The organism is Achromobacter sp. RT286_PF, assembly GCF_059760425.1.
In genome coordinates, this window is record NZ_JCBAMR010000093.1 from 1 (window position 1) to 328 (window position 328).

Consider the following 328-nt stretch of genomic DNA (forward strand, 5'->3'; position numbering starts at 1 on the left):
CCTGAAATTCGAGGCCGCACCCCGGGCCCGGCGCCTGCCGAACCCACCCCCACCCATGTTGTCGTCGGCGAAGACATCCCGTCGGACGGCTGGTGGTACACGCTGGCAAAGACAGGCTCGCGCCAGTACTTCAAGGCGGGCGAGCCGGCGCCCGCCATCCATCAAGGCCCATCGCGCGGCCGCGTCATCTGGCAACGCGACATCGATCAACGCCCACCCGAAGCCGAAGCGGCACGCCAGGCCGAAACCGGTCAGTTGGCCCCACGGGGTGGTCAATGGCGTGGCGACGAAAAAGGCGAAGTCCTGTGCGTGGTCGCGAAACATGAGG

General features: G+C 67.4%; 1 pseudogene. It reads left to right on the forward strand.

Features of this window, described 5'->3' with window-relative positions:
* A pseudogene (locus AC6LJY_RS27995) lies at positions 1 to 328 on the forward strand (hypothetical protein); the annotation flags it as partial.